27 protein-coding genes are annotated in these 23,840 nt (G+C 71.5%); 10 read left to right on the forward strand and 17 right to left on the reverse strand.

Annotation, left to right across the window (positions count from 1 at the left end):
• Positions 1-24: 24 nt before the first annotated feature.
• A complete protein-coding gene (locus QTI33_RS21025; protein WP_286508210.1) occupies positions 25-216 on the reverse strand; it encodes a hypothetical protein in 192 nt (63 codons plus the stop codon).
• 113 nt (positions 217-329) lie between these two features.
• Here QTI33_RS21025 and QTI33_RS21030 point away from each other — a divergent pair, with 113 nt between their 5' ends.
• Together QTI33_RS21030 and QTI33_RS21035 are read left to right on the forward strand one after the other, a co-directional pair.
• Positions 330-1,127, forward strand: a complete 798-nt coding sequence (locus tag QTI33_RS21030) for an SDR family NAD(P)-dependent oxidoreductase (protein ID WP_286508211.1) — start codon at positions 330-332, stop codon at positions 1,125-1,127.
• 71 nt (positions 1,128-1,198) lie between these two features.
• Entirely contained in the window at positions 1,199-1,414 is a 216-nt protein-coding gene (locus tag QTI33_RS21035) for a hypothetical protein (protein WP_286508212.1), read from the forward strand.
• 29 nt (positions 1,415-1,443) lie between these two features.
• Here the strand turns inward: QTI33_RS21035 and QTI33_RS21040 are convergent, their stop codons facing one another.
• Positions 1,444-2,667: an NAD(P)/FAD-dependent oxidoreductase gene (locus QTI33_RS21040; protein WP_286508213.1), complete on the reverse strand. Its 1,224-nt coding sequence runs from the start codon at positions 2,665-2,667 to the stop codon at positions 1,444-1,446.
• A gap of 154 nt (positions 2,668-2,821) precedes the next feature.
• Between QTI33_RS21040 and QTI33_RS21045 the strand changes: the two genes are divergently transcribed.
• Genes QTI33_RS21045 through QTI33_RS21055 form a run of 3 tightly spaced genes read left to right on the forward strand, consistent with a single transcriptional unit; the run spans position 2,822 to position 5,308 of the window.
• Positions 2,822-3,511 (forward strand): glutathione S-transferase family protein, encoded by a 690-nt coding sequence (locus tag QTI33_RS21045; RefSeq protein ID WP_286508214.1) that lies wholly within the window; start codon positions 2,822-2,824, stop codon positions 3,509-3,511.
• Between the two features lie 56 nt (positions 3,512-3,567).
• Entirely contained in the window at positions 3,568-4,413 is an 846-nt protein-coding gene (locus tag QTI33_RS21050) for a hypothetical protein (RefSeq protein ID WP_286508215.1), read from the forward strand.
• Between the two features lie 10 nt (positions 4,414-4,423).
• A complete protein-coding gene (locus tag QTI33_RS21055) occupies positions 4,424-5,308 on the forward strand; it encodes a RibD family protein (protein WP_286508216.1) in 885 nt (294 codons plus the stop codon).
• On the opposite strand, the gene QTI33_RS21060 is transcribed toward QTI33_RS21055, so the two are convergent.
• From QTI33_RS21060 to QTI33_RS21075, 4 genes are read right to left on the reverse strand one after another with little or no spacing between them, the layout of a single operon-like run.
• On the reverse strand, positions 5,305-6,192 hold the full coding sequence (locus tag QTI33_RS21060) for a class I SAM-dependent methyltransferase (RefSeq protein WP_286508217.1): 888 nt from the start codon (positions 6,190-6,192) through the stop codon (positions 5,305-5,307). The two genes, QTI33_RS21055 and QTI33_RS21060, sit on opposite strands and share 4 nt — an antisense overlap.
• Positions 6,189-7,253: a glycosyltransferase family 4 protein gene (locus QTI33_RS21065; RefSeq protein ID WP_286508218.1), complete on the reverse strand. Its 1,065-nt coding sequence runs from the start codon at positions 7,251-7,253 to the stop codon at positions 6,189-6,191. The genes QTI33_RS21060 and QTI33_RS21065 overlap by 4 nt, the downstream gene beginning before the upstream one ends.
• Positions 7,250-7,672, reverse strand: coding sequence for a 6-pyruvoyl trahydropterin synthase family protein (locus QTI33_RS21070; RefSeq protein ID WP_286508219.1), 423 nt, complete (start codon positions 7,670-7,672; stop codon positions 7,250-7,252). The genes QTI33_RS21065 and QTI33_RS21070 overlap by 4 nt, the downstream gene beginning before the upstream one ends.
• A gap of 24 nt (positions 7,673-7,696) precedes the next feature.
• Positions 7,697-8,695, reverse strand: a complete 999-nt coding sequence (locus QTI33_RS21075; RefSeq protein WP_286508220.1) for a zinc-dependent alcohol dehydrogenase — start codon at positions 8,693-8,695, stop codon at positions 7,697-7,699.
• A 75-nt stretch (positions 8,696-8,770) separates the two neighbouring features.
• On the opposite strand from QTI33_RS21075, the gene QTI33_RS21080 reads away from it, so the two are divergent.
• A complete protein-coding gene (locus tag QTI33_RS21080; RefSeq protein ID WP_286508221.1) occupies positions 8,771-8,998 on the forward strand; it encodes a hypothetical protein in 228 nt (75 codons plus the stop codon).
• Positions 8,999-9,005: 7 nt separating this feature from the next.
• On the opposite strand, the gene QTI33_RS21085 is transcribed toward QTI33_RS21080, so the two are convergent.
• Genes QTI33_RS21085 through QTI33_RS21115 form a run of 7 tightly spaced genes read right to left on the reverse strand, consistent with a single transcriptional unit; the run spans position 9,006 to position 16,523 of the window.
• The gene (locus QTI33_RS21085; RefSeq protein ID WP_286508222.1) at positions 9,006-10,010 is read right to left on the reverse strand and encodes an XdhC family protein; all 1,005 of its coding nucleotides are present in this window, start codon (positions 10,008-10,010) and stop codon (positions 9,006-9,008) included.
• A gap of 3 nt (positions 10,011-10,013) precedes the next feature.
• A complete protein-coding gene (locus tag QTI33_RS21090; RefSeq protein WP_286508223.1) occupies positions 10,014-10,586 on the reverse strand; it encodes an SRPBCC family protein in 573 nt (190 codons plus the stop codon).
• A 37-nt stretch (positions 10,587-10,623) separates the two neighbouring features.
• A complete protein-coding gene (locus tag QTI33_RS21095; RefSeq protein ID WP_286508224.1) occupies positions 10,624-11,829 on the reverse strand; it encodes a vWA domain-containing protein in 1,206 nt (401 codons plus the stop codon).
• On the reverse strand, positions 11,826-12,755 hold the full coding sequence (locus tag QTI33_RS21100; protein ID WP_286508225.1) for an AAA family ATPase: 930 nt from the start codon (positions 12,753-12,755) through the stop codon (positions 11,826-11,828). Before QTI33_RS21100 ends, QTI33_RS21095 begins: the two co-directional genes overlap by 4 nt.
• 9 nt (positions 12,756-12,764) lie before the next feature.
• Positions 12,765-13,556, reverse strand: a complete 792-nt coding sequence (locus QTI33_RS21105; RefSeq protein ID WP_286508226.1) for an FAD binding domain-containing protein — start codon at positions 13,554-13,556, stop codon at positions 12,765-12,767.
• 20 nt (positions 13,557-13,576) lie between these two features.
• Complete coding sequence (locus tag QTI33_RS21110; RefSeq protein WP_286508227.1) at positions 13,577-16,018, reverse strand: xanthine dehydrogenase family protein molybdopterin-binding subunit; 2,442 nt, start codon at positions 16,016-16,018, stop codon at positions 13,577-13,579.
• A gap of 10 nt (positions 16,019-16,028) precedes the next feature.
• Entirely contained in the window at positions 16,029-16,523 is a 495-nt protein-coding gene (locus QTI33_RS21115) for a (2Fe-2S)-binding protein (RefSeq protein WP_286508228.1), read from the reverse strand.
• 181 nt (positions 16,524-16,704) lie between these two features.
• Here QTI33_RS21115 and QTI33_RS21120 point away from each other — a divergent pair, with 181 nt between their 5' ends.
• The 3 genes from QTI33_RS21120 to QTI33_RS21130 all read left to right on the forward strand — a co-directional run bounded on the left by QTI33_RS21120 (position 16,705) and on the right by QTI33_RS21130 (position 19,483).
• Complete coding sequence (locus tag QTI33_RS21120; protein ID WP_286508229.1) at positions 16,705-17,823, forward strand: helix-turn-helix domain-containing protein; 1,119 nt, start codon at positions 16,705-16,707, stop codon at positions 17,821-17,823.
• 108 nt (positions 17,824-17,931) lie between these two features.
• Entirely contained in the window at positions 17,932-19,101 is a 1,170-nt protein-coding gene (locus QTI33_RS21125) for an ABC transporter substrate-binding protein (protein ID WP_286508230.1), read from the forward strand.
• Between the two features lie 55 nt (positions 19,102-19,156).
• On the forward strand, positions 19,157-19,483 hold the full coding sequence (locus tag QTI33_RS21130; RefSeq protein ID WP_286508231.1) for a thioredoxin family protein: 327 nt from the start codon (positions 19,157-19,159) through the stop codon (positions 19,481-19,483).
• 8 nt (positions 19,484-19,491) lie between these two features.
• On the opposite strand, the gene QTI33_RS21135 is transcribed toward QTI33_RS21130, so the two are convergent.
• The 3 genes from QTI33_RS21135 to QTI33_RS21145 form a co-directional block, all read right to left on the reverse strand.
• A complete protein-coding gene (locus QTI33_RS21135) occupies positions 19,492-20,271 on the reverse strand; it encodes a TOBE-like domain-containing protein (RefSeq protein WP_286508232.1) in 780 nt (259 codons plus the stop codon).
• A 41-nt stretch (positions 20,272-20,312) separates the two neighbouring features.
• Complete coding sequence (locus QTI33_RS21140) at positions 20,313-20,690, reverse strand: nuclear transport factor 2 family protein (RefSeq protein ID WP_286508233.1); 378 nt, start codon at positions 20,688-20,690, stop codon at positions 20,313-20,315.
• A 95-nt stretch (positions 20,691-20,785) separates the two neighbouring features.
• A complete protein-coding gene (locus QTI33_RS21145) occupies positions 20,786-22,096 on the reverse strand; it encodes a D-amino acid dehydrogenase (RefSeq protein ID WP_286508234.1) in 1,311 nt (436 codons plus the stop codon).
• 130 nt (positions 22,097-22,226) lie between these two features.
• Here QTI33_RS21145 and QTI33_RS21150 point away from each other — a divergent pair, with 130 nt between their 5' ends.
• Positions 22,227-22,694: an Lrp/AsnC ligand binding domain-containing protein gene (locus tag QTI33_RS21150; protein ID WP_286508235.1), complete on the forward strand. Its 468-nt coding sequence runs from the start codon at positions 22,227-22,229 to the stop codon at positions 22,692-22,694.
• Position 22,695: 1 nt separating this feature from the next.
• Here QTI33_RS21150 and QTI33_RS21155 read toward each other — a convergent pair whose 3' ends face one another.
• Positions 22,696-23,703 carry an AraC family transcriptional regulator gene (locus QTI33_RS21155; protein WP_286508236.1) on the reverse strand — a complete coding sequence of 336 codons (1,008 nt, stop codon included), beginning with the start codon at positions 23,701-23,703 and terminating at the stop codon, positions 22,696-22,698.
• Positions 23,704-23,840 lie beyond the last annotated feature (137 nt).

The raw sequence follows: 23,840 nt of genomic DNA on the forward strand, positions 1-23,840 counted from the left end.
GGCAGCCTGGCCCGGCGTGGAAAACTACGGCGCCGCCAGGTACTTGAAGCCGACACCCAACGCCACCGCCAGCGCGACCAGGAAGAACAGCCGTCCCCATCGGACCCGGGGGTGGCTGTTGAGATCGTGCAGCTCCGAACGGTGGAGGCCCGAGAACGAGGTCGAATCAGGCTTGTCCCGCGCCCAGTCGTGGAAGTTGTCTCGTTCGGTGTTCATGTAATACATTTTAACTAACATTACATGATTTATGGCAAGCCCCTTTAAATGTGGACGCCGTCCAGTATCTTTGCTAAGGTTTGTGGATACCGTACACAATCCAGGAGATGCGGATGCTGCTCGAGAACCAGAGCGCGGTGATCCATGGCGGGGGCGGCGCGATCGGCGGCGCCGTGGCCCGCGCCTTCGCGCGCGAAGGCGCTCGTGTATTCCTGGCCGGCAGGACCCTCTCCCGCCTCGACACGGTCGCGAACGCCATCCGCGCCGCGGGCGGGCAGGCCGAGAGCGCCAGGCTCGATGTCCTCGACAGCGACGCCGTCGAGCGCCATGCGGATGCCGTGGCGGCCCAGGCGGGCGGGATCGACGTCGCGCTGAACGCGATCGGCATCGCGCACGTGCAAGGCACGCCACTGGCCGATCTGTCGCTCGCCGACTACGAACTGCCGATCACGACCTACACGCGGGCCAACTTCCTCACCGCCAAGGCCGCGGCGCGGCACATGGCGGCCAGGGGCGCGGGCGTCATCCTCACGCTGTCGACGCCCGGCGCGCGGCTTCCGGGACCGGGCTACCTGGGCAACTGCGTCGCCAGCGCCGCGGTCGAGGCGCTGTCGCGCCATCTCGCAGGCGAACTCGGCGCCCGGGGCGTCCGCGTGGTCTGCCTCCGGCCGCATGCGATCCCCGAAGCCGCCGCCATGGGCTCGCACACCCGCGCGGTGTTCGCCCCGCTGGCCGAGCGCGCCGGACTGACGGTCGATCAGATGCTCGCGGGCGCCGCCTCCGGCACCTTGCTGAAGCGCCTGCCGACCCTCGACCAGGTGGCAAACACGGCGGTCTTCCTGGCCTCGAGGCATGCCGGCGCGATCACCGGCACCGTCGCCAATCTCAGTGCCGGATTCCTGGTCGACTGAGGCCGGCGATTCCCACGTAACGTAGGCCTTCGCCTACAGAAAAGCCGCGCCGAAGCGCCCACCATCAACGCATGAAGAATCCGATCAAACTCGTCATCGACGAGCCGGCGCCCGGGTCTTTTCTCTGGACGCTGCTCGAATGCGACGCCGGTGGCGTCCCCCACAAGGTGGTGCGCGCCGCCGAATACGGCGCCGACACCTACGAGGCCGCGCTGGCGGCCGGCACCCGCATGATGGACGCCGAGATTCGCAAGAACCTGGCGCCGCATCCGGCGGGCGCGGCCTGAACCTGCCGGCGTACCGGGCCCGCTGAGCCTCAGGCCAGGTGCGTCTTGAGCGGCACGGCCGGATCGGCCGCGACCGCCGGATCGGGGCTACGGCCCGCTTCCAGCAGCTTGCGGCTCATCATGTGATCCACCGGCGCGTTCACCGATTCGACGCAACGCAGCTGGCCGTCCACGTAGTGCAGCAGCGAGAACGAGGCCGCGCTGGCCCCGGGCCGCCGCACCGTCAGGTGGCCGGGGGTGCCGGGCGCGGGCACCAGGCCGGCCATCTGCAGCCGCAGGCCGCCCTGATCGGACCAGAACCACGGCACCGCGTCGTGCGGCCGTGGCGCACCGGTCAGGGTCGCGACCGCGGTGCGGGCCTGGTCGTTGGCGTTCTGCACCGACTCCAGGCGCAGCGCCTGGCCCGCGCGCCGGTCGGGGAAGCGGGTGCAATCGCCCACCGCGAGCACGCGTTCGTCGCTGGTCTGCATGTAGGCGTCCACCACGATGCCGTCGGCGCACTCCAGGCCGGCGGCCTCGGCCAGCGCGGTTTCGGGCACCGCCCCGATGCCGAGCAGCAGCAGGTCGATCGGCTGCGACGCGCCGTCGACCTCGATCGCCACCAGCCGCGGCCCCTCGACCTGCATCTCGGCGCCCTGCACGCCCACCCGCAAGTCCATGCCGGCGGCGCGGTGGGTCGCCAGCACATGCGCCGACAGCTCGGGCGACACGGCCCGGCTCAGCAGCCGCGGCGCGCTTTCCAGCACCAGCACCTGCTTGCCGAGCGCCAGCGCGGTGGCGGCCACCTCGAGGCCGATGAAGCCGCCGCCGAGCACGGTCACGTGCTGGGCCGCGGCCAGCAGGCTGCGCAACTGCGCCGCTTCGTCGGCGGCGCGCAGCAGCGCCACGTTGGACAAGCCCGCCAGCGCCGACAGGCGACGGGCCCGGGTGCCGGTCGCGAGCACCAGCCGCTCCCAGCCGAGCACGGTCCCCGATTGCAGCGTGACGGTGCGGGCGGCGCGGTCGACGGCCAGCGCCGCATCGCCCAGGTGCATCGTGATGCCCGATTCGGCATACCAGGCCTCGGCCCGGTGCTGCTGCGGCTGCTCCTCCGCGCTCTTCAGGAAGGTCTTGGACAGCGGCGGCCGGTGATAGGGGAGGGCCGCTTCCTCGCAGACCAGGTGGACCCGCCCGCCCTGCCCCGCCTCGGCCAGGCCGGCGCACAGCTGGGCGGCGGCATGGCCGCCGCCGACGATGACGATGTTGGTGCTCATGAATTCCTTCGGTCGTGGCTGGCAGCCGGCCGGCCCGGGTCCGCCCGGGGCCGCTGCAGCGCACCGAATGCTACTGCGCCCCTGAGCGACCTTGGCCTTAGGATGGCGGACGCCGCAGGACGGCGCGATCGCCACCCCGGAGACAAGGACCCGCATGCTCGAGCTCTATCACTGTGTCAGCGCACGCTCGTTCCGCCCGCTCTGGACGCTGGAGGAACTGGGCGCGCCCTACCAGCTGCGGATGCTGCCCTTTCCGCCGCGCGCGCTGCAGCGCAGCTACCTGGCGCTCAACCCGCTCGGCACGGTGCCGCTGCTGCTCGACGGCGACACGCGCATGACCGAGTCGTCGGCCATGTGCCAGTACCTGGTGCAGCGCTGCGACCCCGACAACCGGCGCGGGCTCGCGGTGCGGCCGGACGAAACCGGCTTCGGCGCCTGGCTCAACTGGCTGCACCACGGCGAGGCCACGCTGACCTTCCCGCAGACCATCGTGCTGCGCTACGGCCGCTTCGAGCCTGAAGAGCGCAAGCTGCCGCAGGCGGCGGACGACTATGCCAAGTGGTTCATCGCCCGCCTGCGCGGCATCGATGCGGTGTTGCAGCAGCATGCCTTCCTTGCCGCCGACCGCTTCACGGTGGCCGACATCTCGGTCGGCTACGCCCTGATGCTGGCCAACGAGCTCGACCTGGTGCCGCGCTTCCCGGCCGCGGTGGCGGCCTACTGGGAACGGCTGCAGCAACGCGATGGCTTCCGGCGCGCGCTGGCCGCGCAGCACGACGCGGCCGTGGCGCAGGGCGTCTCGCCCTGGACCTCGACGCGTCCGCCGCCGGTGGAGTCCGCCTGATGCCGCCGCCGACCTGTCTCATTGACGGCCGCCCCGGACGGCCGGCATAAACGGGCATGGACTTCCACCACCCGCTGTTCGAGAGCCTGGCGCTGCCGCTGGTGCTGTCGTTCGCGGCCACCGGCCTGCTGCGCGCCGTCCTCGGCGCCGTGCATGGCCGGCGCTGGGCCTCGGCGGGCGTGGCGCCGGCCATCCTGGTCGCATCGGCCTGGGTGCTCGGCTGGCAGATGTGGCCGGGCGAGCTGACCGAGGAGCTGCCCTGGATCTACGCCTCGGCCGCCTTGCTCGGCATCGGCCTGGAAGGCATGCGCGCAATGAAGCGCACCACCTGGCTCGCCAGCTGCGTGCTGTGGGCGCTGGTGCTGGTCGGGCTCAGCGACCAGCCCCCGGTGCTGCAGGTCGCGACCTGGGCGGTCGGCGCCGCGGCGATCGCGGCGGTGCTCGGCGCGCCGCTCGAGCAGGCCGACGCGCCCGCCAGCCTGCTGGTCGCCGGCATCGGCCTGGCGGCGGTGGCCTTCATCGCCGGATCGCCGCTGCTGTTCGAGCTCGGCCTGGCGATCGCCGCCGCCATCGCCGGCTGCGCCTTGTGGCTCTGGCCCAAGGTCCGCATCGGCTTCGGTGCCTGTGGCGCGGTGGTATGCGTCATCGCCTGGCTGACGCTGGCGCAGGGCCTCGCCCTGCTGACGCCGGTGCAGCCCGAGGTACTGTTGCTGCTGGCCTGTGCCCTGACCTCGGGGCCGACGGTGCAGTGGCTGCGGCGCGGACGACGCCCTGCGATCGATGCGGTGATCGTCGCGGCACTGGCGGCGCTGTGGGTGGCCGGCGCGGTCGCGCTGGCGCTTCACGGCCAGCCCCCGGCACCTCGCCAGACGCAGGACACCCCTCATTCCACGCCTCGCTGACACGCCCATGATGCACTCCGCCCCCACCCTCCCCGGCATCGATGCGCTGTGGCCGCTGTGCCTGGAGATCGCGGCGCGCAGGCGAAGCCGCCAGGCGCCGCCCGCGCCCGACGCCGGCACGCCGATCGCCTGGAGCGCGGGGCGGGGCTTCGCGTTGCAGGGCCTGTGGGACGACCAGGCGCTCGAGCTGTTCGAGCTGCTCAAGCCCCTGCTCGACCAGCCGCAGGCGGGCACGCCCTGGGCGATCGGCCAGCTTGGCCAGAGCCTGGATGGCTGCGTCGCCACCCATGGCGGCGACTCCAACTACGTCAATGGGCCGGAGATGCTGGCGCACCTGCACCGCCTGCGCGCGCTGTGCGACGCGGTCGTCGTCGGCGCCGGCACCGCGGCCATCGACAACCCCCAGCTGACCACGCGGCGGGTGGCCGGCCCGAACCCGGTGCGCGTGCTGCTCGACCCGGCGCTGCGCCTGCCGGCGACGCTGCGGGTCTTCTGCGACCGCCAGTCACCCACCCTGCTGGCCTGCGACGCCGCACGCACGCCGGAAGCGGCGCGACGCGTGGGTGCGGACCAGGTGCTCGGCGTGCCCGGCCTGCTGCGGTCCGACGGCAGCGCGGACCTGCGTGCGCTGCAGGCCGCCTTGCAGCAGCGCGGGCTGGGCGTGCTGTTCGTCGAAGGCAGCGGTGTCACCGTGTCGCGATTCATCGCGCAGGGTTGCCTCGACCGGCTGCATCTCAGCATCGCGCCGGTGATCATCGGGGCCGGCCGGCCGGGGCTGCAACTGCCGCGCAGCGCCGCGATGCGCGACTGCCTGCGGCCGCCGGCGCGCCTGTTCCGCATGGGCGCCGACGTGCTCTGGGACCTCGATCTGCGCGCCGCGCGGTCAGCGGACTAGGGCCAGTCCGCGAGCAATTCCGCGTGGCCGATGCAAAGCGTGGTGCGCGCGAGCAGTTGCCTGCGCTCGGCGGCCCATGCAGCCACCGCGCCGGCGGCGCCCGGGTCCTGCTCGCGGGCGGCGGCCGCGCTGCCTTCAACCAGCGCGGCCAGCATCGCCTGCGCCTGCGCGCCCTGCCGGCCGTCGATGTGCCAGTCGCTGGCCGCCCGCCGAAGCTGGCCACCCAGGGCAAGCAGCCGGTCGGCCGCCACCGCCACCGCCCGGCTGCCGAGCGCGGGGCCGAAGCCCTTGTCGCCACGCTGGTGCGCCTCGAACAGGCGCCGCACCATCTCGTCGGCCTCCCGCTTCGGGCGCCAGTCGATGCGCCCATCGACCGTCAATGCGAACAGCAGCGCCGCCTTCGCCGCACAGGCGCGGCTCAGCAGCGCGTCGAGCCAGGCGCCCGAGACCAGGTCGAGCAGCGCCGATGCCGTGATCAATCCCACCCCGGCCAGCGGCAGCGCGGCCAGCCCGCCCGCGAGATCGAGGTGCACGGCTTCCACATCGGCCCGCCAGCCCGGTCCTTCGACGCGCAGCCGATCCCCCTGCGTGCGCACCGTGAAGCCTTGCGCGGCGGCCCAGGCCGCCAGCGCACCGGGCAACGCGGCCAGCAGCCGCGGATCGTGATCCACCAGCCGCCAGCGCTGCGCGCCACCCAGGCGGGGCGCCAGTTCGCGCAGGTTGGCCCCGGTGCCGCAGGCCAGGTCGAGGACGCCGAGCGTCGCACCACCGCCGCGCCATCGGACGGCCAGCCCGGGCAGGTCGAAGGCGGCGGCCGCTGCCTCGCGGGCTGCCCGGTCGAAGGGCTCGCGCAGCGCGAGCCAGTCGGCGCTGAATCCGGTCATGGCAGCGGCGCGCGCGCGGCGGCGTCGAGTGCGGCGGCGAAGCGCGCCGCACCGTCCGCCCAGGTCGGCAAATCGCGCCGGGCTTCGCGGGCGCCGCCGGCGAGCCTGGCCCGAAGCCCGGCGTCGTCCAGCAGCTGCTGCAAGGCGCCCTGGAGCGCGCCGACGTCGCCGGGCGGCACCAGCAGGCCCGCAGCGGCAGGCACGGTGTCCGGAATGGCGCCCGCCCGCGTGCTGATCACCGGCAGGCCATGCGCCAGCGCCTCGGCCAGCGCCATGCCGTAGCCCTCGTGGAAGGACGGCAGCACGAAGACGTCGGCCACCCGGTAGAGCGCGCGCAGGCCGGCCTCGTCGCATTCGCCGTGCAGCCGCACGCGACCCTGCAGCCCCTGGGCGGCGATCGCCGCCGCCAGGGCCGCCGCGCAGGCCGGGTCCAGCGTGAGGCTGCCGGCGCAATCCAGCGTCCAGGACCGATCGCGCAGGCCCGCCAGCGCATCGACCAGCACCGCATGGCCCTTGCGCGGCGTCACGCTGGCCACGCACAGCAGCGCCAGTTCGGCCGCGCCCGAGCCCTGTGCCAGCGGCGCAGGATCGGTGCCCGGCCGGACCACCGTGATCCTGGCGGCCTCGACGTCGAAGGCCGCCAGCGCCCGCGCCGTGGCCGGGCTGGTGACGACGACGCCGCGTGCCGACGCCAGAGCGCGGCGCTCGCTCTCGAGCAGCGCCCGTTGCCGGTCGGGCGCCAGCCCGGTCTCCAGCGACAGCGGATGGTGGACCAGCGCGACCCAGCGCAGCCGCTGCGCATGGGCCGCGGCGAACTCGGGCAGCACGCCGAAGGCCAGACCGTCGACCACCACCAGCGCATCGTCGGGCAGCGCCTCGATCACGCGGCCAGCCAGCGCCAGGGCGGACGCATCGGGATCGGGAAAGCCGGGCCCCAGCGACGCCACGTCGACCCGCCAGCCGGCCGCGCGCAGGCCGTCGATGATCCGGCGGTCGTAGCCATAGCCGCCGGTGCGGGTGCCGAGATCGCCCGGCACCAGGAAGCTGCAGCGCGCGTTCAAGGGGTTCGACCCGCCTCGGCCGGCAGCGCACCCTCGTAGGCCGCCCAGGCCACGTGCGACTCGTTGAGCCGCACCCGCAGGCCCGACAGCCCGCCCGCATGCGGCCCGAGTTCGCCGGCCGCGACGCGCGCGGCGACCCGACCGAAGATCACGCGGGCCATGAATTCGGTGGTCGTGTTGCGCCCCTCGAAGGCCGGATCGTCGTCGAGGTTGCGCAGGTTGAACTCGCCCAGCACGCTGCGCAGCACCTCGGTCGCCCGGGCGATGTCGACCACCATGCCGTCGGCATCGAGCTCGGCGCGGCGAAATTCGAGATCGACCACGTAGGTCGCGCCGTGCAGGCGCTGGGCCGGGCCGAAGGCCTCGCCGCGAAAGCTGTGGGCGATCATGAAGTGGTCGCGGACGTTGACGCTGTACATGCGGGGGCTCCTGGCGGTCGGGTTTCAGTCGTAGTCGATGCGCTGGCACAGGGTGTCCGGCGCACCGGTGGCGAGGCGCGCCAGCACCTCGGGCAGCTGGTCGAAGGGCGCGACGTCGGTCACCAGCAGGTCGAGCACCGGATCGCGCAGCAGCGACAAGGCCAGCGCCAGCCGCCGCCGGTGCGGCCAGCGGCTGCGCTGCGCCGCTGCCACGTGGCCGACCTGGGAGCTCTTGAGCACCAGCCGGCGCGCATGGAAGGCCTCGCCCAGCGGCAGCGACACCAGCCGCTGCCCGTACCAGCTGAGCTCGATCACGCGGGCCTCGAAGGCCGCCAGCGCCAGCGCCGTGGCCAGGCCCTCGGGCTGGCCGCTGGCATGCAGCACCAGGTCGGCCTCGGGCCGGGCGTCCTGCGGCAGCGAGAAGGCAAAGCCGAGCCGCTCGGCCACGGCGCGGCGCGAGGCCCGCACGTCGACCAGTTCGACCTCGCAGCCCGCCATCTGTGCCGCCAGCCAGGCGACCAGCAGGCCGACGACCCCGCCGCCCACCACCGTGACGCGGTCCCCGACCCGCGGCGCCGCATCCCAGAGTGCATTGACGGCGGTCTCCATGTTGGCGGCCAGCACCGCGCGCCCGGGCGGCAGGCCGTCGGGCAGCGGGTGCACCGCGTCGAGCGGCACCACGTAGCGCGTCTGGTGCGGATGCAGACAGAAGACGAGCCGGCCCGGCCATCCTTCGGGGCCCTGCTCGACGATGCCGACGCTGGCATAGCCGTACTTGACCGGTGCGGGGAAGTCTCCCGACTGGAACGGTGCGCGCATGCGCTCGAATTCGCTGGCCGGCACCTGGCCGCGGAACACCAGCGTTTCGGTGCCGCGGCTGACCGCGCTGTGCAGCGTCCGGACCTCGACTTCGCCGGCGCCGGGCGCGGCCACCGGCTCGGTCCGGATCGCGGCCCGACCGGGCGCTTCGATCCAGCAGGCGCGCGGCGCGGCGGCAATCACTAGGGGCGCAATGGCTGGCATGGTGCTTTCATCTTAAGGCGGTGCCCGTGCACTATTTCACGCCGCACACTGTCCGGCTCTGTTAGCCTGACCGCCATGCGCGCCCTCATCCTGATCCTCAATGTCGCCGTGCTCGCCATCGCCTGGTGGGCGGCCTCGCTGACCGGCGTCCTGATCGCCGCCGGCCTCTGCTTCGTGCTGGTGGCCGGCTTCTTCGCCTTCTCGATGGCCCGCACCGAAGCCCGCGAGTCGCGCCAGATGCAGCGCGCGATGGGCCGCAACACCAGCTTCCTGGCGGAACTGCTGGGCCCGCGCAAGCGCTGACGCGAAATCAGCCCACGGCCGCCTTGGCCACCGCCACCGCCGCTTCGCGCGGCAAGGCCACCGCGTTCTTGACCGCCAGGATCTCCGCCATCACGCTGACCGCGATCTCGGGCGGCGTCTTGCTGCCGATGTAGATGCCGATCGGGCCGCGCAGGCGCGCCAGCGATTGCGCGGTCTGCTCGAAGTGCTCGATCATGCGCTCGCGCCGCGCCTCGGCATTGCGCCGCGATCCGATCGCGCCGACATAGAAGGCCTCGCTCTGCAGCGCCTCGAGCAGCGCCAGGTCGTCGAGCTTGGGGTCGTGCGTGAGCGCCACCACGCAGGTCCGGCGATCGGGCTTGAACGCGGTCACGGCATCGTCGGGCATCTCGGTGGTGATGGCGACGCCGGGCAGGGTCCAGGCCGTGTGGTATTCGGTGCGCGGGTCGCACAGCGTCACCGCGAAGCCGCTGAACTTGGCCATCGTCGCCAGGTATTCGGCGAGCTGGCCGGCACCGATCAGCAGCATGCGGTATTCAGGGCCGAAGGTGTTCACCAGCTCGGTGTCGTCGACCAGCAGTTCGGCCGGCGAGGTCGCCTCGGCCAGCGCGACCGCGCCATCCGCCAGCCGCACCGTGCGCTGCATCAGCCGCCCCTGCTCGAGCGCCGCCACCAGCGTCTTCAAGGATTCGGCGTCGGGGTCGTATTCGAGCAGCAGCTCCAGCGTGCCGCCGCAGGGCAGCCCGAAGCGATGCGCCTCGTCGGCCGTGATGCCGTACTTGACCAGCGCCGGCGCACCCGTCGGCATGACGCCGTCGCCGTGGGCGCGGCTGTAGCGGGCGATCAGGTCGTCCTCGATGCAGCCGCCCGAGACCGAGCCGACCACCGCGCCGTCCTCGGCCAGCGCCATGATCGAGCCGACCGGGCGCGGCGACGATCCCCAGGTGCGGACCACGGTCGACAGCAGCGCACGGCGGCCCGCCAGCCGCCAGTCGCGCAGGGTGCGCAGCACCATGACGTCCAGGTTTTCCATGGCTCAGCCGGGGTCCTTGTTGTCGGTGTCGGCCTTCTTGCCGATGCCGAGCTTCTGCATGAAGCCGGCCACGGCGCCGACCTTCTCCGCCGGCGCTTCGTCCGCCGCCTCGGGCGGCGGCCCGTAGCGGCTCTGCATCTCGGCATCGAAGCGCTTGAAGAAATCGTCGGCGGTGGACTTGGCGGCGCCGTCGATCAGGCGTTGGCCCATCTGCGCGATCTTGCCGCCGACCTGGGCCTGCACGGTGTAGTCGAGTTCGCAGCCTTCGCCGCCGTCGACCACCGGCTTGAGCGACACGCTCGACGCGCCCTTGGCGAATCCGGCGACGCCGCCCTGGCCTTCGAAGGACAGCCTGTAGCTGTCGGGCGCCAGGATGTCGGCCAGCGTGACCTTGCCGCTGAACTTGGCCGACACCGGCCCGATCTTGAGCGCCAGCCCGACCGAATACTCGTTCTCGCCGGTGAGCTCGAACCGGTCGCAGCCCGGGATGCATTTCTTCAGGGTCTCGGGATCGTTGAGCGCATCCCAGGCCTGTTGCTGCGTGACGCCGAGACGGCGGTTGCCGAGCATTTCCATGGTGGATTCCTTGTTGTCTTGGTGGGGGGACGGGCCGCTACCGGCCTGCGCGCATCAGCGCCGCGAGGCTGGCCGCCAGTTGTTCGAGGGCGCTGAGATTGTGGACCGCGAGCATCGCGTCTGCATGGCGGTGCAACATGGCCGCACCGCGCGCAAGGGGAGCGTAGCCCTCGTAGCGCAGCAGCGGGTTGAGCCACAGCACGCGCCGCGAATGCCGCTTGAGCCACAGCAGTTCGCGCTCCAGCGCCTCGGGCTCGCCGGTGTCGAGGCCGTCGCTGATCACCAGCACCAGTGTGCGGCGTCCGGTGAGGCGCCGCGCGTGCGCGTGGCGCAGCTGGGCCAGCGAATCGCCCAGGCGGGTGCCGCCGGCGAAATCGTCGATGGCGGCGCCGGCCGCGGCCAGCATCGCATCGGTGTCGGCGATGCGGAAGGTCGGCGTCAGGTCGGTCAGGTGGGTGCCGAAGGCGAACACGTCGCGCCGCCCCGCGCGCCGGGTCGACGCATGCAGGAAAGCCAGCAGCAGGCGGGCGTAGCGCTCCATCGAACCCGAGACGTCGATCAGCACCAGCAGCGGCAGCGGCTGGCGGCGGCGCGAGAGCTTCGGCAGCCGCAGCATTTCGCCGCCGGTGCGCGCCGCCTCGTGCAGCACGCCGGGCCAGTGCATGCGCGAATGCACGCCGCCGTCGCCGGCCACGCGCAGACGGCGCGAAGGCAGGGTCGGCACCGGCAGCGCGATGTCGCGCGCCAGCCGCTCGACCAGCCGGTACTCGGCGGCGCCGAGCGCGTTGAAATCGGCATGGTGGACCCGCTGCCGGTCGCTGGCGGTCATCGCGGCATCGAAGTCGATCTCGCGCTCGGTCTGCGCCGGCTTGACCGCATCGCGCGGTGCCGCCAGCGCCTCGCGCACGCGCGGCCGACGCTTCGACGGCTCGGCCTTGCCTTCGGCGCTCGGCAGCATCTGGGCCAGCAGCTTGTTGGCCAGCTCGGGGTCGCGGAACCAGGCGTCGAACAACTCGCGGAACACCCCCCGGTCTTCCTCGCGGCTGATCATCACGGCCTCCATCGCGGACGCCAGGTCGCCGCGGCTGTCGACGCCCACCAGCATCGCGGCCTCGGCCGCCAGCCCGATGCGCATGGCGTCGGTGCGCACGCCGGCGCGCCGCAGCGCCCGGCCGAAGCCCGCGAGATTGCCGGCCAGCTTGCCGCGGCGGGCATCGCCGAGCTGCTGCACGCGCGCGGTCAAGACGCGGCCTCCTCCTCGGACTTGAGCAGGTCGGAGGCCAGCTCGCGCGTCAGCGCGGCGACGTCGTCGCGCTGCTTGAACAGGATGCCGGCGGTGTCGGCCACCACCTCGGGGTCGAGCTCGACCGTGTCGAGCGCGATCAGGGCCTTGGCCCACTCGACGCTCTCGGCGATGCCCGGCGCCCGCTGGAAGGCGCTGGCGAACGGGGCCGAGCGCAGCCGGCCGACGAAGGCCGCGACCTGCTCCGACAGCACGCGGCCGGCCTCGGGCACCTGGGCCCGCACGATCGCCAGCTCGCGTTCGCGCTCCGGATAGTCGAGCCAGTGATAGAGGCAGCGCCGCTTGACCGCGTCGTTGAGTTCGCGCGTGCGGTTGCTGGTGAGCAGGGTGACCGGCGGCACCAGCGCCCGCACCGTGCCCAGTTCGGGGATGCTGACCTGGTATTCGCCGAGGTATTCGAGCAGGAAGGCCTCGAAGGGCTCGTCGGCGCGGTCGACCTCGTCGATCAGCAGCACCGCGCCCGGCGGCGCGGCCTGCAGCGCCTGCAGCAGCGGCCGGCGGATCAGGTAGCGCGGCTGGTAGACCTCGGACTCGATGTCGCTCGATGCGCCCTGGGCCTCGGCGGCCCGCATGTGGAGCAGCTGGGCCGCGTAGTTCCACTCGTAGAGCGCCTCGCGCTGCTCGAGCCCGTCGTAGCACTGCAGGCGCAGGAGTTCGCGCCCGAGCGCCGCCGACAGGGCCTTCGCCAGCTCGGTCTTGCCGACCCCGGGCTCGCCCTCGAGCAGCAGCGGACGCTGCAGCTTGAGGGCCAGGAACACCGCGGTCGCCAGCCGTCGATCGGCGTAGTAGCCGACGCCCTGCAGCGCCTGCACGACCGCATCGATGGAGGAAAAAGGCGAGGTCGCGGCAGGCGTCGATTCGGTCATCGAAAGAGCTTAGCCCAGGGCCTGTGTCACGGCGCGCTGGGTCAGCACCGAGATCAGGTTCGCCCGGTAGTCGGCCGAGGCATGCAGGTCGCTGTTGAGGTCGGAGGCATCGATCTTGACGCCGGCGGCGGACTCCGCCGTGAAAGCCTTGTTCAGCGCGTCCTCGAGGCCCTGGTGGCGGAACACGCCATTGCCCGCGCCGGTGACCGCCACCCGCACGCCACTCGGGTACTGCGCGAGGAACACGCCGACCAGCGGAAAGTTCGACGCCTTCTGGCGCAGCTTGACGTAGGCGGCCCGCTGCGGGATCGGGAAGCGGATCGCCTTGATCAGCTCGCCGTCTTCGAGGGCCGTCGTGAAGAGCCCCTGGAAGAAGTCGTCGGCCGCGATCTCGCGCTGGCTGGTGATGACGGTGGCGCCCGAACCGAGCACCGCGCTCGGGTAGCAGGCCGCGGGGTCGTTGTTGGCGACCGAGCCGCCGAGCGTACCCATGGCCCGGACCTGCCGGTCGCCGATGCGCGAGGCGAGGTCGGCCAGCGCCGAGTAGGCGGCCTTGACCTCGGCGTTGTTGGCCACATCGAGATGGCGCGACATGGCACCGATCACGAGGGTGTCTGCGGACTTGCTGATCCCGGTGAGCTCCTTGACGCCGCTCAGGTCGGCCAGTTGCTCCGGGGCCGAGAGGCGCAGCTTCATGGAAGCCAGCAGGGTCTGGCCGCCGGCCAGCGGCTTGGCGCCCGCAGCGGCCAGCTTGACCGCGTCGGCCAGGGTGGCGGGACGTTCGAGGGTGAAGGCGTACATGGTGTTTTTTCCTTCGCTGTTCAGGGAGCCGGACGGCCTTGGGTGCTCGCGGCCAGGGACGGCTGCTGCGGCTGCTGGGTGGCGCTGGTGCTGCCCTTTCGCATGGCCTCCCAGACGCGATGCGGCGACGCCGGCATGTCGAAGTCCTTGACGCCCAGCGGCGCCAGCGCGTCGAGCACGGCGTTGATCACCGCCGGCGGCGAGCCGATGGCGCCGGCCTCGCCGCAGCCCTTGGTGCCCAGCGGGTTGTGGGTGCAGGGCGTGCAGACGGTGTCGAGCTTGAACATCGGGAAGTCTTCGGCGCGCGGCATCGCGTAGTCCATGAAGCTGCCGGTGAGCAGCTGGCCCTCGCTGTCGTAGACGCAGTTCTCCATCAGCGCCTGGCCGATGCCCTGCACCAGCCCGCCGTGCACCTGGCCCTCGACGATCATCGGGTTGATGATGGTGCCGAAGTCGTCGACCGCGGTGAAGCGGTCGACCTTGACCTCGCCGGTCTGCTTGTCGATCTCGACCTCGCAGATGTAGGTGCCGCCAGGGAAGGTGAAGTTGGTCGGGTCGTAGAAGGCGGTCTCGTTGAGGCCGGGCTCGAGCTTGTCGAGCGGGTAGTTGTGCGGCACGTAGGCCGTCAGCGCCACCTGGCCGAAGGGGATCTTCTTGTCGGTGCCCTTGACCGTGAACTCGCCGTTGGCGAACTCGATGTCGGCGTCGCTGGCCTCCATGAGGTGGGCCGCGATCTTCTTGGCCTTGGCCTCGATCTTGTCGAGCGCCTTCATGATCGCCGCGCCGCCGACCGAGATCGAGCGCGAGCCGTAGGTGCCCATGCCGAAGGGCACGCGCCCGGTGTCCCCGTGCACCACGTCCACCGCCTCGACCGCGATGCCCAGGCGCGCCGCCACCACCTGCGCGAAGGTGGTCTCGTGGCCCTGGCCGTGGCTGTGCGAGCCGGTGAACACGGTCACGCTGCCGGTCGGATGGACCCGGATCTCGCCGCACTCGAACAAGCCGGCGCGGGCGCCGAGCGCCCCCGCGATGTTCGACGGCGCGATGCCGCAGGCCTCGATGTAGCTCGAGTAGCCCATGCCGCGCAGCTTGCCCTGCGCCTCGCTGGCCGACTTGCGGGCCGCGAAGCCGGCGACGTCGGCCAGCTGCTTCGACTTGTCCATGCAGGCGTGGAAGTCGCCCGTGTCGTACTGCAGCGCCACCGGCGTCTGGTAGGGGAAGGTGGTGATGAAATTGCGCTTGCGGATCTCGTCCTGGCCCAGGTTCATCTCCCAGGCACAGCGCGACACCAGGCGCTCGAGCAGGTAGGTGGCCTCGGGCCGGCCGGCGCCGCGGTAGGCGTCGACCGGCGCGGTGTTGGTGAACCAGGCGTCGACCTCGACGTAGATCTGCGGCGTCGTGTACTGCCCCGCGAGCAGGGTCGCGTAGAGGATGGTCGGCACCGCGGTCGAGAAGGTCGACAGGTAGGCGCCGAGGTTGGCGTCGGTGTGCACCCGCAGCGCCAGGAACTTGCCCTGGGCGTCCATCGCCATCTCGGCGTGGCTCACGTGGTCGCGCCCATGGGCGTCGGACAGGAAGCACTCGGAGCGCTCGCCGGTCCACTTGATGCTGCGGTTGAGCTGCTTCGAGGCCCAGGTGAGGCAGACATCCTCGGCATAGAGGTAGATCTTGGAGCCGAAGCCGCCGCCGACGTCGGGCGCGATCACGCGCACCTTGTGCTCGGGCAGGCCGAGCACGAAGGCGGTCATCAGCAGCCGCTCGACGTGCGGGTTCTGGTTCGACACGTAGAGCACGTACTCTTCGTTGGCCCGGCTGTAGCTTCCGATGGCGACACGCGGCTCCATCGGATTCGGGATCAGCCGGTTGTTGACCAGGTCGAGCTTGGTGACGTGCGCCGCATTCACGAACGCGGCATCGACGCCGGCCTTGTCGCCGATCGCCCACTTGTAGCACTGGTTGTCGGGCGCCTCGTCATGGATCGTGACGCCGCTCTGCTTCTTCGCGGCATCGGCCACGCCGACCAGCGCCGGGTGCACGTCGTAGTCGACCACCACCGCCTCGGCCGCGTTCTTCGCCTGCTCGACGGTCTCGGCCACCACCATCGCGACATGGTCGCCGACATAGCGCACCTTCTTGATCGCCAGGATCGGGTGCATCGGCTCCTTCATCGGGGTGCCGTCGGGGTTGTTGATCAGCCAGCCGCAGGGCAGCCCGCCCATCTTTCCCTCGACGTCCTTGCCGCTGAAGATGCCGACCACGCCGGGCATCTTGGATGCGGCGCCAATGTCGACGGACTTGATCGTGGCATGCGCGTGCGGCGAGCGCACGAAGATGCAGTGGGCCTGGTTGGCCAGGTCGATGTCGTCGGTGTACTGGCCGGCGCCAGTCAGGAAGCGGTAGTCTTCCTTGCGCTTGAGAGCCTCGCCGATGTGCGGGAGGCCTGCGAAGTCGGGTGCGCCCATGTCGTGCTCCTCAGGCCGTGGCCGTGGCTTTGGCGGGCGCGGCGGCCATCGCCTCGCCGCCCATCTGGACCGCCTTGACGATGTTCTGGTAGCCGGTGCAGCGGCACAGGTTGCCGTCGAGCAGCTCGCGGATCTCGGTCTCGCTCGACTTCGGATGGTGGGTGCACAGGTCGATGGCGCTCATCACCATGCCCGGCGTGCAGAAGCCGCATTGCAGGCCGTGGCACTCCTTGAAGGCGGCCTGCATCGGGTGCATGGTGCCGTCGGGTTGGGCGATGCCCTCGATGGTGGTGATCTCGGCGCCGGCCACCTGCGCAACCAGCACGTTGCACGACTTGACCGCGCGGCCGTTGACGTGGACGGTGCAGGCGCCGCACTGCGCGGTGTCGCAGCCCACATGCGTTCCGGTCAGGTGGAGATGCTCGCGAATCGCTTGCACAAGGAAGGTGTTCGGGGGGGCGTCGACCGTGACCTCGCGGCCGTTGACCGTGAAAGGAACCTGCATGTGGCTGTCTCCGTTGTAGGTGATGGCTGAACTTCGGCCGCATGATCTTGGACGGCCGGCCAAGGCACGATCCTAGGCAAAACCCTAGGCGCTTGCGCGTTGTCCTTGAAATTCTCAAAATGAAACAGCTCGCCCTTCGGCGAGTCCCGAACAGGCGCCGCTCAGGCCCGATGCCCACACGATGACGCCCTCTTTCGCTTCGCCGCCGCCCGAGCGCGCCCTGTCGATCGCCCAGGCGCGCCGCGCCTGGATCGACGGCGAGCGCCCGGCCGATGCATTGGCGGCGCCCGTCGAACCCTGGCTGGTGCGCTCCTGGCAGCGCTGCCTGGCCGCCGGGCACCGCCCGCGGCAGCACGTGAGCTTCGATCCGGTGTCGGCCGAGCAGGCGCGGCGGGTGGCCGAGCGCAACCGCGCGCTCGTGGCGGCGGCGCGACCGGTGCTCGACCGCCTGTCACGGGCAATCGCCGACACCCGCTATTTCGCCATCCTGACCGACGCCGACGGCATCGTGGTCGACGTCGGTGCCCTGCCCGCAGGCAGCGACCCGGCCGCGCGCCATGCGCGCGACATCGCGCGCGTCGGCGTCGACCTGTCGGAGCGCGCCGTCGGCACCACGGCGATCGGTGCGGCGCTGGCCGAACAGGCCGCGGTCTGGCTGCATCGCGGCGAGCATTTCTTCGACGACACCAGCATCTACAGCTGCGCCGGCGCGCCGCTGTTCGGCCCGCGGGGCGAATGCATCGGGATGCTCGACCTGACCGGGGTCCAGGTGGTCGAGCGGCCCGAACTGCGCCATCTGGCGGCTTCATCGGCCCGCAGCATCGAGAACGCGCTGGTGCAAGGCCACCCCTGCGAGCTGCTGCTGCAGATCGGCTGGCCGGGCAGCGTCGCCGGCACCGACACCGAAGGCCTGCTGTGCGTCGACGCCGACGGCAGCATCAGCGGGGCCAACGCCGCCGCGCGCCAGATGCTGCACCAGCCGCTCGGCGGGCGACCGTCGCTCCATTGCAACGACCTCTTCGCGCTGCCGCCGCAAATGCTGTTCGATGCCGCCCGGCGCGGCGACGCCGTGCTCGAGGTGCCGCTGTGGTCGGGCCTGCGGGTCCAGGCCCGGCCGCGGCTGGCGCGGCAGCCCCGGCCGGGCGCGGTCGCCGGCGCCCCTGCGCCGCGGCTGCGCGACGTCGAGTCGGCCCTGATCCGCAAGGCCGTCGACGACGCCCGCGGCAACGTGGCGGAGGCCGCGCGGGCACTGGGCATCAGCCGCGCCACCGTCTACAGAAAGCTCGGCCGGGGTCGCTGACGGACCCACGCCCGGCATCGCCCTAGTGACAGTTTTACAAATTGTTGCTATTGTCAGCGTCTGTTAAAACCCGCGCGCCGAATCCGGCGGCCTGATTGGACGTTGACCATGCGTGAGCCTGAGGCCAATAGCTTTTCCCTGCCGTCGAAACCCACCCGGCGCCAGGTCATCACCCGCATCGCCGGCGCCGCCGGCCTTGCAGCCGCGGCCGGCTTCGGACTGCCGGTGTTCGCCCAGGCCCGGACCCTGCGCATCGGCGCCTCGTTCGACAACAGCAGCGTCGAGAAGGCCAACGGCATCGCCCTGTTCGTGGGATCGTCGGCCTACTTCAACGCCCTGAACCGGGCCGGCGGCATCAACGGCACGAAGGTCGAGCTGGTGATGGCCGACGACCAGTTCAAGCCGGACATCGCCAAGTCCAACGCCCTCGCCTTCGCCGCCGACAGCTCGGTGCTGGCCATGGTGCACCCGCTGGGCACGCGGCAGACCGCCGAGATCAGCGATGCCGTGCCCGGCATGGCCGTGGTCGGCCCGAACACCGGCACGGTCTCGCTGCGCAAGAAGGCGGCGCCCAACACCTTCTGGGTGCGCGCCAACTACGACCAGGAACTCGACCGCCTGATCGCCACCGCCTCCGTGCTGGGCCAGTCGCGCATCGGCATCGTCTATTCGGAAGACCCGCTGGGCCAGTCGCTGCTGGCGGGTTTCAAGGCCGCGCTCGCCAAGGCCAAGCTCGAGCCCGCGGTGGTCGCCAGCACGCCGAGCACGACCAGCATGGAGGTCGACGCCGCCGCCGCCAAGATCGCTGCGGCCGAGCCGCAGATCGTCATCATCGGCCTGGCCGGGACCGCGCCGGCCTTCGTTCGCGCCCTGCGCAAGGCCGGCGGCAAGAGCAGTGCCTACGGCCTGTCGATCACGGCCAGCGCGCTCGGCGCGATGGGCGACCTGGCCCATGGCCTGGGCTTCGCGATCGTCGTGCCCTCGCCCTTCGCGACCAAGTTCGAGATCGTGCGCCGCTACCAGGCCGACATGCTGGCCAGTGGCGTCAAGGAGTTCTCGCTGCCGAGCCTGGAGGGCTACATGGACGCCTGCGTCCTGGGCGAGGGCCTGCGCCGCGCCGGTCCGTCGCCGACGCGCGCCGGCCTGATCGCCGCGCTGGAGCACATCGAGGCCTACGACCTCGGCGGCGTGAAGATCAACTACGGCCGCGGCAACCGCGAAGGCAACCAGTTCGTGGATGTCGCCGTGATCAGCTCCAACGGCCGGCTGCTCAGCTGAGCGCCCCCGGCGGCGGCCGCGAGCGGGTTTCTTGCGGCTCGCGCAGAATCGCCGGATGAGTTCAAGCTATTCAACGCTCGCGCCTTCGCGCGAAGAGGTCGACGCGCTGCCCGGCCCCACGCTGGTCGAGTTCGGCACCGACTGGTGCGGCTTCTGCAAGGCGGCGCAGCCGCTGCTGGCCGAATCGCTGGCCGCGGCACCCGCGCTGCGCCACCTGAAGATCGAAGACGGCAGCGGTCGCGCGCTGGGCCGCTCGTTCAAGGTCAAGCTGTGGCCGACGCTGGTCTTCCTGCGCGACGGCCAGGAGGTCGGCCGGCTGGTTCGACCGGACAGCGCGGCGTCGATCCGGCAGGAACTCGACCGGCTCGGCACGGCGGCCTGAGAACCCGGTCAACCGGGCAGCGCCACCACCACGGCCGCCTCGTCGACCGCGGCCAGCACGCGCTGGCGCCCGCGCAGCGCCGTGCCGCTGGGCGCGAAGCCCACCAGTTGCAGGCCGCCTTCGAGTGCCACCGAGATCTCGTCGCCATCGTCGCCCCGCGCCACGCCGGCGACCACGCCCACCACGTGATTGCCTTTGGGGCGGCCCTCGGCCGAGGCCCGCTCGACCCGCACGGCGGTCGCCTTGCACAGCGCGATCGCCTGCATGCCTTCGGCCAGCCCGAGCAGCTCCGCGCTCTCCCGCGTGATGCGGGCGGCGATGCGCTGGCTGCCGCCCAGCGCCAGGCGCACCCGCACCAGCCGGCCGGTCGACTCGACCGCCTCGACGGTGGCCGGCAGCTGGTTGCGCATGCTGGTGCGGATCGCGAGCCGCGCCACCGCCGTGCCGGCGCCCGCCCCTCCTGCCGCTTCGGCGCCCGTCTGCACTGCGCGCCGCGCCAGGTCCAGCGCCTGCGCGAGTTCGAGCAGTTGCGCGCCATGCGCCGTCAAGGTGGCGCCGCCACCGCCGGCACCGCCGACGGCGCTCGCCACCAGGGGAACGCCGGCCAGGTTGGTCAGGGTCGCGACCGCCTGCCAGGCGGCCTTGTAGCTGACGCCGGCGTCGCGCGCGGCCTGCGAAATGCTGCCGCTGCGGCCGATGCCGCGCAGGATCTCGATGCGCTTGTCGCTCATGCCGTGGCCGAGCGCGTCGCCGAAGCGGGGGGATGCGGTTGCAGGTGCTTTCGCCATGCCGGCATTGTGCCGATGGCCCGCACCCGCCCCGCCGCGGATCAGGCGCCGACCGGCACCTTGTCCAGGAAGCCGGTGACCGATTGCAGCCGGCCGGCGTCGAGCTGCGCGAAGTCGGTGCCCGCTATCAGGTCCTCGGCGCCGCTCGGCCCCAGGGTCCACGAGAAGCGCAGCCGGTCGCCGTGCGCGTCGGGCTGGCCCTTGAGCGCGAAGCGAAAGCCGGGAAAGCGCTCCTGCACGCCGCCGACCAGCGCGCTGATCTGCGGGCGGCCGCTGGCCTGCGCCAGCGGATCGACATAGCGCGCGTCCTCGGTCCAATGGGTTTCGAGCAGCTTCAGGCGGCGCTCGGCATCGGTCTCGTTCCAGACGGCGATGTAGTGCTCGGCCACGCGGGTGGCATCGATGGCGGCGGTGTTCATGGCGGTTCCTTTCGATTCACGACCCGCAACAGCGCGGGGTGGATGAATGGTCGCCGTGCGGCCCGCGCGGGTCGATGACCCCGGAGGTCATGCCCTCAGGCCGGCACGCCTTGCGGGCGGCCCGCGCTGGCCCGTCCCGGCGCGGCCGTCAGATAGCGATCGACCGACAGCCCGTCGGTGCGGATGTCCGGCCGCCGTCCCATGACCTGGTCGGCCACCAGCTTGCCGGAGCCGCAGGCCATGGTCCAGCCCAGCGTGCCGTGGCCGGTGTTGAGGAACAGGTTGCCGTAGCGGGTCGGGCCGACGATCGGCGTGCTGTCGGGCGTCATCGGCCGCAGGCCGGTCCAGAAGCTGGCGCGCGGCAGGTCGCCGCAGGGGAACAGGTCGGTGATGACCCGCTCCAGGGTTTCGCGCCTGCGCGGATTCAGGCGCAGGTCGAAGCCGCCGAGCTCGGCCATGCCGCCGACCCGGATGCGGTCGTCGAAGCGCGTGACCGCGACCTTGAATGTCTCGTCGAGCACCGTGGACTGCGGCGCCAGCGCGGGATCGACCAGCGGCACCGTCAGCGAATAGCCCTTGACCGGATAGACCGGGATGTCGAGCCCGAGCGGCGCGATGAAGTCGCGCGAATAGCTGCCGAAGGCCAGCACGTAGCGGTCGGCGCTGAGCACCTCGCCCGCCGCGCCGCCCAGGCGCACGCCGGTGATCCGGCCGCCTTCGCTGACCAGGCCGTCGACCGGTTGGTCGAAGCGGAAGTCGACGCCCAGCCCGCGGGCGATCGTGGCCAGGCCCTGGGTGAACAGGTTGCAGTCACCGGTCTCGTCGTTCGGCAGGTGCAGGCCGCCGGCGAGCAGGTTGCCGGTGCGCGCCAGGGCGGGTTCGACGCTCGCCAGGCGGCTGCGGTCGAGCAGCGTGTAGGGCACGCCGCATTCGTCAAGCACGGCCAGGTCGCGCTGCACCGCATCGAGCTGCGCCTGGGTGCGGAACAGCTGCAGGGTGCCCTGGGTGCGCTGCTCGTAGCGGATGCCGGTGTCGGCGCGCAGCGCGCGCAGGCAGTCGCGGCTGTATTCGGCCACGCGCATCATGCGCTCCTTGTTGAGCGCATAGCGATCGGGCGAGCAGTTGCGCAGCATCTGCGCCATCCAGCGCAGCTGGAACAGCGAGCCGTCGGGACGGATCGACAGCGGCGCGTGCTTCTGGAACATCCACTTGAGGGCCTTGAGCGGGATGCCCGGCGCCGCCCAGGGCGTCGAGTAGCCGGGCGAGACCTGGCCGGCATTGGCGAAGCTGGTTTCCTGCGCCGGGCCGCCCTGGCGATCGATCAGGGTCACCTCGGCGCCGTTGCGCGCCAGGTAATACGCGGTGGTCACGCCGATCACACCACCGCCCAGAACGATCACTTTCATCGCAAAACTCCAAGGACGCAGGAAAGGAGTCAATGTTATGAATTGATCATCGATAAACTCCACTGAATTTTTGCCAATTCGCAGTGTTTTCAGCTGCTTCCAGCCTGCCAGAAGGCCCCCTAGGAGTGAAATGACCGACCTCGACCGCACCGACCGCAAGATCCTCGACATCCTGCAGCGCCAGGGCCGCATCTCGATGACCGACCTGGCCGAGCAGATCGGCCTGTCGACCTCGCCCTGCTCCGAGCGGGTGCGGCGCATGGAGCGCGAGGGCGTCATCACCGGCTACCACGCACGCATCGACCCGCAGGCGGTTGGCAAGACGCTGCTGGTGTTCGTCGAGATCACGCTGTCGTCGAAGTCGGCCGATGTCTTCGACAAGGTCCGCCAGGAGCTGCTGCACGTGCCCGAGGTGATGGAATGCCACCTGGTGTCGGGCGGCTTCGACTACCTGGTCAAGGCCCGGCTGCGCGCCATGAGCGACTACCGCAACCTGCTCGGCGACCTGCTGAAGAAGCTGCCGGTGCCGGCCGAGTCGAACAGCTACGTGGTGATGGAGGAGATCAAGGAAGGCATCTACCTGCCGATGGACCGCTGACTCAGGGCCCGCCGCGGCGGTAGGCGCCGGGCGCGCTGCCGGTCCACACCTTGAAGGCGCGTTGGAAGGCCGCGCTGTCGGCAAAGCCGAGTTCGAAGGCCAGCGTCGCGAGCGGCACCGTGCCCGAGATCAGGCGCACGATCGCGGTGTCGCGGCGCAGCTCGTCCTTGAGCGACTGGAACGAGGTGCCTTCGCTGGCCAGCCGCCGCTGCAAGGTCGAGGTCGACATGTGCAGCGCCTCGGCGGTGGCTGCCAGGTCGGGCCAGGCGGGCTGGGTGTGCTGCAGATGGCCGCGCACGCGCGCGCTGCACAGGTCGTCGCCGCGCCGGGGCACGATCACCTGGGCCTGCGCGTCGGCCAGGAAGGCCCGCATCGCGCCCTCGTCGCGGCGCACCGGCTGCTTCAGCTGCACCGCATCGAACCAGAACGCCGACTGCGCGCAGCCGAATTGCAGCGGCGCCGGAAAGACCTTGCCGTAGCTGCTCGCGTAGGCCGGGCTCTGGAACGCGAAATCGAAGCGCACCGCCGGCAGCTGCCCGCCCGCCAGCCAGGCCAGCAGACGCCAGACCACGCGCAGCATCAGTTCGTGCAGGAAGGCCGGGCGCGGCTGCGCCGGGTCCACCACCCGCAGCGCCACGCCCGCCAGGGCATCGTCGCGCACCGGTTCCAGCCGCAGGTCGTCCTGCAGCAGGCGGAACACGTGGGCGACGCGACGGGTCGCGGCTTCGAGCGTCGGCGCGTCGATCGCCGCGCGGGTCATGAGGGCCAGGCTGCCGCGCCGCAGGGGCCGCGACAGGAAGCCCAGGCATTCGTCGTCGAAGCGCTCGATCAGGAGCCCGAACAGCGCCGCGTACTGGTCGGCCGTGACGCGCGCCCCGGGTTCCTGCAGCAGCCCGGGGGGAATGCCGGCCTCGGCCAGCAGGTCGTCGCAGCCGCGGCCACGCGCCTGGACGCCGGACACCATGCCCTTGACGAACGCGATCGAGATCGTGACCGGCGGACGCAGCATCGATCGAAGCCTCCTTGGCGGGATGCGGGTTGAGGTCTTTTGCCATCGGATCGATGCGAAGCGCAATCGTCCGGATGGCCGGCGGTTTCTACCATGAGCCCACCCAGAACAAGGCCGCGGAATCCCGGGGCCGCAAG

The sequence above is a fragment of the Variovorax davisae genome (genome assembly GCF_030316845.1).
GTDB classification, from domain to species: Bacteria; Pseudomonadota; Gammaproteobacteria; order Burkholderiales; family Burkholderiaceae_C; genus Variovorax; species Variovorax davisae.

Bases quoted from the DNA above. Each gene is read 5' to 3' on its own strand.
- QTI33_RS21025 (WP_286508210.1), bottom strand. From the start codon at position 216: ATGAACACCGAACGAGACAACTTCCACGACTGGGCGCGGGACAAGCCT.
- QTI33_RS21030 (WP_286508211.1), top strand. From the start codon at position 330: ATGCTGCTCGAGAACCAGAGCGCGGTGATCCATGGCGGGGGCGGCGCG.
- QTI33_RS21035 (WP_286508212.1), top strand. From the start codon at position 1,199: ATGAAGAATCCGATCAAACTCGTCATCGACGAGCCGGCGCCCGGGTCT.
- QTI33_RS21040 (WP_286508213.1), bottom strand. From the start codon at position 2,667: ATGAGCACCAACATCGTCATCGTCGGCGGCGGCCATGCCGCCGCCCAG.
- QTI33_RS21045 (WP_286508214.1), top strand. From the start codon at position 2,822: ATGCTCGAGCTCTATCACTGTGTCAGCGCACGCTCGTTCCGCCCGCTC.
- QTI33_RS21050 (WP_286508215.1), top strand. From the start codon at position 3,568: ATGGACTTCCACCACCCGCTGTTCGAGAGCCTGGCGCTGCCGCTGGTG.
- QTI33_RS21055 (WP_286508216.1), top strand. From the start codon at position 4,424: ATGCACTCCGCCCCCACCCTCCCCGGCATCGATGCGCTGTGGCCGCTG.
- QTI33_RS21060 (WP_286508217.1), bottom strand. From the start codon at position 6,192: ATGACCGGATTCAGCGCCGACTGGCTCGCGCTGCGCGAGCCCTTCGAC.
- QTI33_RS21070 (WP_286508219.1), bottom strand. From the start codon at position 7,672: ATGTACAGCGTCAACGTCCGCGACCACTTCATGATCGCCCACAGCTTT.
- QTI33_RS21075 (WP_286508220.1), bottom strand. From the start codon at position 8,695: ATGCCAGCCATTGCGCCCCTAGTGATTGCCGCCGCGCCGCGCGCCTGC.
- QTI33_RS21080 (WP_286508221.1), top strand. From the start codon at position 8,771: ATGCGCGCCCTCATCCTGATCCTCAATGTCGCCGTGCTCGCCATCGCC.
- QTI33_RS21085 (WP_286508222.1), bottom strand. From the start codon at position 10,010: ATGGAAAACCTGGACGTCATGGTGCTGCGCACCCTGCGCGACTGGCGG.
- QTI33_RS21090 (WP_286508223.1), bottom strand. From the start codon at position 10,586: ATGGAAATGCTCGGCAACCGCCGTCTCGGCGTCACGCAGCAACAGGCC.
- QTI33_RS21100 (WP_286508225.1), bottom strand. From the start codon at position 12,755: ATGACCGAATCGACGCCTGCCGCGACCTCGCCTTTTTCCTCCATCGAT.
- QTI33_RS21105 (WP_286508226.1), bottom strand. From the start codon at position 13,556: ATGTACGCCTTCACCCTCGAACGTCCCGCCACCCTGGCCGACGCGGTC.
- QTI33_RS21110 (WP_286508227.1), bottom strand. From the start codon at position 16,018: ATGGGCGCACCCGACTTCGCAGGCCTCCCGCACATCGGCGAGGCTCTC.
- QTI33_RS21115 (WP_286508228.1), bottom strand. From the start codon at position 16,523: ATGCAGGTTCCTTTCACGGTCAACGGCCGCGAGGTCACGGTCGACGCC.
- QTI33_RS21120 (WP_286508229.1), top strand. From the start codon at position 16,705: ATGACGCCCTCTTTCGCTTCGCCGCCGCCCGAGCGCGCCCTGTCGATC.
- QTI33_RS21125 (WP_286508230.1), top strand. From the start codon at position 17,932: ATGCGTGAGCCTGAGGCCAATAGCTTTTCCCTGCCGTCGAAACCCACC.
- QTI33_RS21130 (WP_286508231.1), top strand. From the start codon at position 19,157: ATGAGTTCAAGCTATTCAACGCTCGCGCCTTCGCGCGAAGAGGTCGAC.
- QTI33_RS21135 (WP_286508232.1), bottom strand. From the start codon at position 20,271: ATGGCGAAAGCACCTGCAACCGCATCCCCCCGCTTCGGCGACGCGCTC.
- QTI33_RS21140 (WP_286508233.1), bottom strand. From the start codon at position 20,690: ATGAACACCGCCGCCATCGATGCCACCCGCGTGGCCGAGCACTACATC.
- QTI33_RS21145 (WP_286508234.1), bottom strand. From the start codon at position 22,096: ATGAAAGTGATCGTTCTGGGCGGTGGTGTGATCGGCGTGACCACCGCG.
- QTI33_RS21150 (WP_286508235.1), top strand. From the start codon at position 22,227: ATGACCGACCTCGACCGCACCGACCGCAAGATCCTCGACATCCTGCAG.
- QTI33_RS21155 (WP_286508236.1), bottom strand. From the start codon at position 23,703: ATGCTGCGTCCGCCGGTCACGATCTCGATCGCGTTCGTCAAGGGCATG.